Raw genomic sequence first — 8823 nt, 5'->3', positions numbered from 1 at the left:
CGGCATTCCTGCTGAACCGCTCTTCCGATCTAATAATTCCAAGTATTTTTACCTATATAATTGCTGATTTATTGAAAAAATATCAAAAATACAAAGAATTATTTCTAATTGTGCTTATTACAATAGTTTGTAATTATTTAACTAGAGATTATTTCTTTGCAACTAGTGATTTATGGATTCTTTCTTCAATTTTACTAGTTATAGGACAATTGGTAAATAGTTTATTTTTTCAAAGAATGTTGCATTCCTTAGGATTATTATTTGCCATGAATATTTCTAGCTTATTAGGTAGAATGAGCGAAGAATTAGTGGTAAATATTTATGTTTTTAGAACTCTAAATTTTGGTTTTTTTGTGAATCAGATTTTAGTACAAGTTATCTTAATTTTATTATTAAACCACCTTTCTGTAAGAATATTAAACTATAAAAAACTTAGTAATAACGTATAAAAATTTGAAAGTTAAGCTAATTTTCTCCTCTTTTATCAATAAACCTGAATTTACGCACTAATAATAGGATTATCTTAGAATGTATAAAGTACAAGAAATTAATTACTCAATTCATAGTGAAGCTAAGTTTATAGGAGTTCCTATTATTTACATAAAGTTCGGTGGATGTGATTATGCATGTAGCTGGTGTGATTCCTTTGAAGCTAGTGCTTATGCTAATAAGAATTTATGGTTAAATTTAAGTATATCAGAAATAATTAATAAAATTAAGGCATTGGGTTATTGTAAAACTATTGTTTTAACTGGGGGAAATCCTGCAATTTATGACTTAAAAGAATTAGTTGTACAATTAAAATGTGATGGCTATAAGATTCACTGTGAAACTCAGGGATCTAAATTTAAAGAGTGGTTAAATTTATGTGATGTTATTGAACTAAGCCCTAAACCTCCTTCTGCTGAAGTGCCGGATACGGATATAGCTAGGTTTTTAAAAAAATTAGTTACGGATTATATTATTAAAATTCCTATTTTTAGTAGGAAAGATTTAGAATTTGTATTGAATTTAGCTAATAAACATAATCTTAGGGATGAGCTTATTTATTTGGTAATAGGAGATCGTGATAATATTTATAAACGCTATGATGAGTTAAAAAAGATAACTGAAGAAATTTTAAGATTTATTCAGGAGCATAGGCGAGAATTTAATGTGTCAGCTCAATTATATAAATTTTTAGGATTAGATACAAGGCAGAATTAATTTTTCAGGTATTATTTTAACTAGAGCAATTATAATTTTATTTAGTTGTTAGGAATGAGTTATAAGATCTTGTGATGGTAAAAAAAGAAAGCCCCCATTATTTATTGTAAAAATAAAGGGGGTGTTTGATTTATGGTTAAGTAATTAGGGTTACATTTGGATAAATTTTAAGAATTCATAAGGATAATTAATTAATATTCTTTTTGATATATCTAGAATAAACCGTACATCATACTCTATGCCGTTAATGATTGCCATAACTTTTCTTGGAGCAATAATATCTTTATACATTTCCATTCTAAGATTAATTAACCTATATTCTCCTGTTAGTGGTTTATTTGCTGGGTATTGTAAGAAAATTAAATCTTTTTTAGTTGCACTAACCTGTATATCTTAAATATTGCCCAGTATATCAAGATATATTATTTGCTTATATGTTTTTACAAGTTCTAGAATATCCCATCTAGTCCAAAGTACCCCTGCGGAGTCAAAGTGATTGACAATATGTTGTCGGGTAATATTTTGGTTTATTACTATTAAGCTTTTGTCTAATCTTAAAAACTCAGCGGGTGTAAACTCAACATAAGCATCATCTATGTATGTATCATTAAGTGTTTTAATGATATTGCTCAGATTATAAACTGAGGAGCCTAGTGTTAGGGTAAAGCTTTTAGTTTTAATATCTTTAGCAGTTTTTAAAATATTATTAAGATAGATAACTTTCTTCATTATAATACATATTATTAACACCTAATACTGTATTTAATAAAACAGAGTCTATTCCTGTTATATCAATATAATTATTATGGCTAAATGGCATTACAAGGGATAATGTTGTTAAAAGTTTTTTTACTTTAGTAAAAAGATCAATTTTATCGATTACAATTATTATACTCTGTTTCATAATGTCTTGTAAAGTTTGATATTTATAAATACAGTTTACTCTATATAATCTCTTTCCTCCGAAATATCCGAAACTTGTATGGGAGGAGTTTTGTTCATCATGAAAAGCTATAAAGTGTGCTGTGTTATCTATTAGTTGATCTTTATTAATTAGGGCAACATTCTTATTCTTTTTATCTACATAGAAGTATTGTTTATTGAAGAGGTTTATTTCTATTTCTAAGATATCAGGCACCTAGTAGTTTTGGTTTTGATATAAGGAATTAATAGATTCTTTGAGTTTATCCTGATGTTGTTGTACCCAGTGTTCTTTTACTCCTACTAGTAGAGGTTTATAGTCATTATTTCTAAGAACTGAAACAGCAATCCGTTCTTGGTTTCTCCTACTATATTATTGTCTTTGAGTACTACTAGTTGAAATATTTCTGTTGTTATTTCTTGCTTTTCTTGTAAACTATTAATCCATACAGCTACCTCATCCTAGGTTAGTTCTGCTAATATTTTTTGTATCTTCTCAGAACCACTATTATAATCATCATAATTTGTTGCTACATGGTCGAATAAATGTTCATAGACTTCATCTTGTTTTAGATAGTTTAGAGTAGCATCATCTAATTGGCTAAGACGAGTTTCTAGTTCTTTGACAACAGATGATTCTTCAACCCACTGCATTTCTTTTAGTAATTCTAATAGTGTATTTTTATTGAGCTTATTCCTTATAGCATAATCTATAGCTTTTTTTACTAAAACTGCCACCCATTTTTCACCTAATTTATCAGATTTAAAGGCATAGCGTAAGCCAAAAAGATGTCTCTTATGTTTATTCATAAAAAGGTTGTGATTAACAAGGTGATATTTTTCCTGATTAAAGTTTGCTATTAGTTCTTCAGTTATTTTTTTAGCTTTAATTAAATAAATACCGCCTATTTCTCTGGTATACACCACGTGTTTAGCTATATTATCTAAATAACCCACATAACTACAACTCTTAGTATCTGCGGCACAAATAATAATTTCTTGCTTAGCGATATCTAAGAAGCCACTGCCAATTGGGTTAATGGCACTATAGATCGTAAAATGCTTATATCCTATATTATCTATAGTAATTAACGGGAATTCTTTTGAGCTGTTTAATTCTTTAGCTTTGTTATTTAAGAGAAATAACCACTTATAGCCTACCTCATCGATCTTCATTGTGAAATAAGTGATATCTGCTATTTTAATGAGGTGTTTTTTTAATTCCGTATCAATATAGTAGCTGCTTCCTTGGAGTTCTTCTACAATAATACCTTTTTTGTAGGGAAAAGCTCTAAGTATATAATTCATCAGCTGTGCCTCTTTAATTACAGTACCGTTTTCTACTATTTTATAAAATAATATTCTTCTTTCTCTTCCAATAGGATCCGGTTTCTTCAATTTAAAGTCATACCATAGGATATTTCTGTTAAGGTTATTCTTTTGCTCTTGACTTTGAGTATTTTGATTAGTATTCTGCATCATGTTCTCTTTCATATTATAAATCATATTATTACTTTTTATTATTAGCGTTAGGTTATTATGACAAACTTTAAGTAACTGTTATCAAGTTAAGTTTATTGCCAAGCATTAGTTCCGTAACATGTATTTTGAGGTTCTTAGTAGTATTTTTATTCCAATTTTCGTATAAGTGCCAGTTTCTGCTGATTAGTGTTCCCTCATAAACAGTCTCATTTTCCTCAGAAGCACTCTCATAGTTGGTTATTAATATGTCATAACCCTTGGAATTAACTTAAGGTTGATACTCTTATTGAGTAGGATATGTTGATTAAGGGAGGATATATCTTTAAGACTTTTGCCTTTTAGTGCTACTTTTAGCCTTTCTATGGATTTTGTATCTTGTTTTCCGCCGTATAAATACGCTAATAAGATAAAGATAAAATCGGTGTTAAAACAAGGGTTAGCTTTCCCATCTATGACAGTATCCAGCACACCGGAGGTTAAGATTTTTTTGGTAATACTTTGATTAAACGGTCTATAACCTGTTTGTGTATCATATTCATAACTGATTTTACTTAAAATTAAATAATTATTATGATCGCTTTCTTTAACCCCGTAACCTTTATGGATATTAGGGTCATATACATCATATTCTAAAATTACCGCAAGATTAGTAGCTTTAGCATCTTCTAATCTCTGCAGGATTTTTAAAATACCGGTTTCTTGCTCAAAGTACCCTGTTAAAACATTATTCTTAATAGTTGTATAGGGAAGCAAATGTACAAAAGCATTAATATCTATTTCTATTCTTAATTCTCTTTCTGCCGGATTAAGATTTACCATTTGAATGCTCGAGCGGTTAGTGGTTTTACTTTTAACCTCAAAATATAGTTTATCTTTAGTAGTATGTAATACCTTAGCATCTTCACCGCTTACTAAAATTATAAACTTTTTGTGATATATACTATAAAAAGCCATTTGATCTAAAGCTACTTTATAGTTTTTAATTTTGATATAATTTCCTACTACGCCGTTTTCATACTTTTCTAATGCCTGCAACAGATCCTTATGAGAATTATATTTATTATAATCCAATCCTTCGTAAGGTAATAATTCCACAAGATTATTATTCCAATTAACACTATAGAGATTATTTCCTTCTTCCTCAAAGTTTATTTGGCAACTAATATTACTAAATGAACCTGTAAATTCTAGTGTTTGTTCATCTATTTCTAATTTTGTAACATCGGCTTTTTGTTGTTTGATACTTATACTTTGTGTTTTCTTATCTACTACTATCTCTCTGGCATAACCCTGTGCCCTAATTATTAGATTAACTTTATTTGCTAGCTTGATTTTTGTTACTATCTTGATATCTCCTAATATTAAAAGATGATTTGTACCTTCTAATGTTATATAATAAATGATTTTTTCCGCTACTTTACTTATGAGCTCATTTGCATTTTGATTTTCTTGATAGTTTTTATCTCTAGCATAACTTCTATTAAAAGGTATTACCAGATTCTTAATCCCTCCGTCTACTATGGCAATTACAGGAGTGTTATATTGATAATCCAGGTTAATCTCCGTTAAGAGCATCTCTTTGGTTGCTTTGGCAACATCTCTAAAGAATACAAATCTTCCCTCATTCCAACTCTTATCCCTAGTTCTATTTATTAAATTTTTGATAACTGCATATTCTCCGCCTAACATTGTTTGGGTACTTGAGGTAAAAACCCAATTATATTTTAACCTTACAGTAGCCTCTACTCCTGAAGGTAAGATTAATGTGTCTGCCCCTTAATGCTGACATCTCTTTCTTCCATACTAAAGCCGTAACCTTCTCTTAGATTATGCCAATTACCCGTAGGATGAAACCTCTTACTGGCATCTTCTCTTACACTCTGATATTTATTACTTCCGTATTTAAGATACTCTATTTTGCCTTTCCTTATTCTTAATTCTCTTATAATACTTTTTGGGATAAAGGTATTTTCTCTGATCTCGCATCACTCTTGATACCTTCTATACAATTGGCTTAAGGCGTTGGCTACCGTATTTGCCTTCTCATAGTTAAACTTGATATTATTTATTAATACTAATATTCCCATGACTACCATGGCTAATACCCCTACTACTAAACCAACCGGACCTAAAACAAGTAACAGAGAAGAGGCTCCTATTATAATTGCTACTAATGAAGCTATCCCTATCCCCATTCCGATTACTCCAAACACTAATTGTGTGGTTAGCATGGTTTTTTGTTCCTCGGTTTCTGCTCTGGACAACTCTATGACAGTTAAAATTACATCCGCAGCACTAAATAACACATTAAATCCTGCCATGGCATATCCAAAGGCTGTTCCCATTCTTGCGGCTAATTTACTTCCTAATATTGCTATCTCTTTTTTACTTAGTTGTAATGCTATATCTATAGCTCCCTTTATATCTCCTACTAAGCCTATACTAGTTGATACCGCCCCCACATAATAATGTACTACTAGGGTTTCTCTTAATATTCTATCTTCTATCTGCTCTCCACCTAATGGTCACATATCAGCATTCTTTATCAGTTCTACTATACTGTACAAACTCATTCCCAAAGAATACCCTCCTTCGCTTATGTCGTATTTTATACCTAATCCTCCGACTTGCTTATTGTATACTATATTCCTCTTCACTTCCCCTAGACTTGTATCTAAGAATTGCTTAAATCTATAAATACTCTCATCCTTTGTATCTACATAGATTACCTTTTGCCTTCCTGTGTTATCATCACTTGATACAAAAGGTATCTTATAATTTGTGTCTCTATGCTCATCCTTGATGATAGTTTGCTTGCTTATTCCTTCTAATAGAGGATAATAGTTTTCTCCCACACCGCTATCCCTAATATTTCCTAAGATTTCCTTGCTTGATATCTTTATCTTCTCTAATCTTTCAGCAAACTCCGCATATATAGTGGCTCCGTACCCGTTTCCCTCTAATATATGTTTCCTCATCTCTACTATATCCATAAATGGTTGCTTATCTTTCCCGTATCCTCTGGCTACACTCTCCCAAAAACGTCTGTTTAATAATATTTCTTTACCACCTCTTTCTACATTTCTTAACCTCTCTAAGGCTTTATGCCCGTCAAATGTTAATTTGCTTTGATTCGAACTTCTATTGATTAGTTCAATACCGCTCTCTAAATATTTATTCGTGATATTCTCTATTTTCTCTTTAAAATTAGGAGTATCATAGCTCATCCCTTCCTCTGCTCCTGCTAACACCAAACCGCTATACAACTGTTCGTTCTCCATATCATATATGCTTCTCTTTATTGCCTTCTCTGTAGCAGTAAACTCACTACTCTTCTTATAACTATCATTCTCTAAGCTCCGAAACTTCTCAACCTCTACACTCACCGCTAAATCTACTTTATGTACTCTTAATTCCTCATTCTCATTTCCGCTTAAACGTATACTCTCTCCTCTCTGCTCCCTTACCTGCACTTCGACTAAATTCTGTGCCTTATAATTTAATTGATCTCTATACTCTACAAAATTATTATACTCCTCAGTGCTTATTATTACCCTATCATAATCTCCTGCTTCGTTCTTTTTTAATATACTATATTCATACCCGTCTCCTTCACTTGTTGCTCCTAATGCCGTCATCTTTAGGCTGCTTAGGATTGCTTTTTCGGTGGTTGATTCGTTTATCAGATTTTGTGCAGTAGTAGTGAGATTGCTTATTTCTTTCATCAACATGATGTAATTGTCGCTTAATTGCATTGTTGTGAGAAGTTTTGAGATAGTTTTATCTTCAGCAATGCGAATAAAATCTGAGTTATATTTATCTACGTTTAGAATAGTAGTATGTACATTATTACCCTCTCTGATAAACTAGCTAACATTTTATATCCAGATTTTCTAAAAGTAACTATATCTGTATCATGATCATAATATCTATTACCAATGATATATATATTAAAATATGTTGGAACAAGATTAAGAGTACTATGGTATGTTGTTATATAAGCCATCTGCCACATACCATAGGAACTATTTTCTTTATACAAATACCCATAATAACTATCTTTTTCGTACCCAGATATAAAGTTTACTATATTGCTATGATGTTCCGATAAACTTTCCCTAAAAAGAGTTAATTTATCTTTAATTGGTTCAAGTGACTGTATTTTTAAATTATTAAGTAATACTGTATTTTTCTGTATAGTTTTAATCTTAAACCAATCTTTTTTGCTTGCTATATAAGCAGTATCAAGGATTTGATAAAAATCTCTTATATTTTCTAGAGCTAATTTAGCATATTCATTCTGAGGAGAAACTGTTGCGATTATTAAGGGATCTATTCCTAGAATAGTTATTTTTTTGTATAGAGTTTGAAAGAAAGTTTAGATTAGAATATAGGGTAGTAGTAGGACATGCTAAGATAAGGTTTTTATTAATTTTAGAAAGATTATAAGGATAAAACATTTCATATAACTCTATATCTTCTGATAAAATGATATAGGAATTCTCATCCATATTTAGTTTGTCTTCTAGCTCTTGAAGTTGTTCAGTATTTAGTGTAGAATTATCTAAAATCTTTTGTATAAATTTATCTATATCTAAGGTAGTTATTTTATATTTTTCACATAAGTCAGAAATAACTTCATAATTTAAGAAATATTTAAAATAATCTAAATACATATACTTTGTATCAAGCCAGAAATTAAGTTTAATATCTATATCTTGGAGTTCTTTAATATGTTCTGCCCAATATGCCCATAATTTTAAATGAGCTTCGCCTTGAGGGAAAAATTTACTTCCGGTAAAAACAAAATGATAATCATTAGGAATATCATGTGCTGTAAGATTGTCTTGGAAAAAGCATAAATATTTTTGCTAATTTGGTTTAAAGATTGATATACATCTGAATTTGGCGAATTAACACCCTCTATTTTCCAGATTTGTATAATAATGTTATTTAAATTTTTTATAAGTTGTATGTTAGTTTCTATAGCTAAATTATCTTGATAGGCATTAAGAAACTTATCTTTTAGTGCTATAATTTTTTGTAAAATAGTTGTATCAATATCAAAATTATCATTATATTGTAAATGTTCTATAATTGTATTTAATTGTTGTGTTAATTCTGCCTTATTGAGATTGTTTGCCATAATCTTTCTCCTTATTATTTGAGATCGGAAGAGCGGTTCAGCAGGAATGCCGAGACCGATCTCGTATG

9 protein-coding genes are annotated in these 8823 nt (G+C 30.2%); 1 reads left to right on the top strand and 8 read right to left on the bottom strand.

Going from position 1 to position 8823, the window contains the following annotated elements:
* Positions 1–528 precede the first annotated feature (528 nt).
* The gene (locus ACQCX0_RS03645) at positions 529–1206 is read left to right on the top strand and encodes a 7-carboxy-7-deazaguanine synthase QueE (RefSeq protein WP_462562817.1); all 678 of its coding nucleotides are present in this window, start codon (positions 529–531) and stop codon (positions 1204–1206) included.
* 150 nt (positions 1207–1356) lie between these two features.
* On the opposite strand, the gene ACQCX0_RS03640 is transcribed toward ACQCX0_RS03645, so the two are convergent.
* The 8 genes from ACQCX0_RS03640 to ACQCX0_RS03605 all read right to left on the bottom strand — a co-directional run bounded on the left by ACQCX0_RS03640 (position 1357) and on the right by ACQCX0_RS03605 (position 8285).
* Positions 1357–1503, bottom strand: coding sequence for a hypothetical protein (locus ACQCX0_RS03640; RefSeq protein ID WP_462562816.1), 147 nt, complete (start codon positions 1501–1503; stop codon positions 1357–1359).
* A 96-nt stretch (positions 1504–1599) separates the two neighbouring features.
* A complete protein-coding gene (locus ACQCX0_RS03635; protein ID WP_462562815.1) occupies positions 1600–1935 on the bottom strand; it encodes a hypothetical protein in 336 nt (111 codons plus the stop codon).
* Entirely contained in the window at positions 1913–2344 is a 432-nt protein-coding gene (locus ACQCX0_RS03630; RefSeq protein ID WP_462562814.1) for a hypothetical protein, read from the bottom strand. Before ACQCX0_RS03630 ends, ACQCX0_RS03635 begins: the two co-directional genes overlap by 23 nt.
* Before the next feature lie 245 nt (positions 2345–2589).
* Positions 2590–3621, bottom strand: coding sequence for a hypothetical protein (locus ACQCX0_RS03625; RefSeq protein WP_465029879.1), 1032 nt, complete (start codon positions 3619–3621; stop codon positions 2590–2592).
* A gap of 228 nt (positions 3622–3849) precedes the next feature.
* Positions 3850–5298, bottom strand: coding sequence for a hypothetical protein (locus tag ACQCX0_RS03620; RefSeq protein WP_462562812.1), 1449 nt, complete (start codon positions 5296–5298; stop codon positions 3850–3852).
* Positions 5299–5594: 296 nt separating this feature from the next.
* Positions 5595–6104, bottom strand: coding sequence for a TcdA/TcdB pore-forming domain-containing protein (locus tag ACQCX0_RS03615; RefSeq protein ID WP_462562819.1), 510 nt, complete (start codon positions 6102–6104; stop codon positions 5595–5597).
* A 30-nt stretch (positions 6105–6134) separates the two neighbouring features.
* Positions 6135–7247, bottom strand: coding sequence for a hypothetical protein (locus tag ACQCX0_RS03610; protein ID WP_465029878.1), 1113 nt, complete (start codon positions 7245–7247; stop codon positions 6135–6137).
* Positions 7248–7904: 657 nt separating this feature from the next.
* Positions 7905–8285 carry a hypothetical protein gene (locus ACQCX0_RS03605; protein ID WP_462562810.1) on the bottom strand — a complete coding sequence of 127 codons (381 nt, stop codon included), beginning with the start codon at positions 8283–8285 and terminating at the stop codon, positions 7905–7907.
* Positions 8286–8823 lie beyond the last annotated feature (538 nt).

The organism is Candidatus Hepatincolaceae symbiont of Strigamia maritima, from assembly GCF_055505085.1.
Note: the sequence above shows the minus strand (reverse complement) of the source record. Positions and strands in the feature narration are given on the sequence as shown.

Coding starts and splice junctions, on each gene's coding strand:
- ACQCX0_RS03645 (WP_462562817.1), top strand. CDS start 529: ATGTATAAAGTACAAGAAATTAATTACTCAATTCATAGTGAAGCTAAG.
- ACQCX0_RS03640 (WP_462562816.1), bottom strand. CDS start 1,503: ATGGAAATGTATAAAGATATTATTGCTCCAAGAAAAGTTATGGCAATC.
- ACQCX0_RS03635 (WP_462562815.1), bottom strand. CDS start 1,935: ATGAAGAAAGTTATCTATCTTAATAATATTTTAAAAACTGCTAAAGAT.
- ACQCX0_RS03625 (WP_465029879.1), bottom strand. CDS start 3,621: ATGAAAGAGAACATGATGCAGAATACTAATCAAAATACTCAAAGTCAA.
- ACQCX0_RS03620 (WP_462562812.1), bottom strand. CDS start 5,298: ATGTTAGGCGGAGAATATGCAGTTATCAAAAATTTAATAAATAGAACT.
- ACQCX0_RS03610 (WP_465029878.1), bottom strand. CDS start 7,247: ATGACGGCATTAGGAGCAACAAGTGAAGGAGACGGGTATGAATATAGT.
- ACQCX0_RS03605 (WP_462562810.1), bottom strand. CDS start 8,285: ATGTATTTAGATTATTTTAAATATTTCTTAAATTATGAAGTTATTTCT.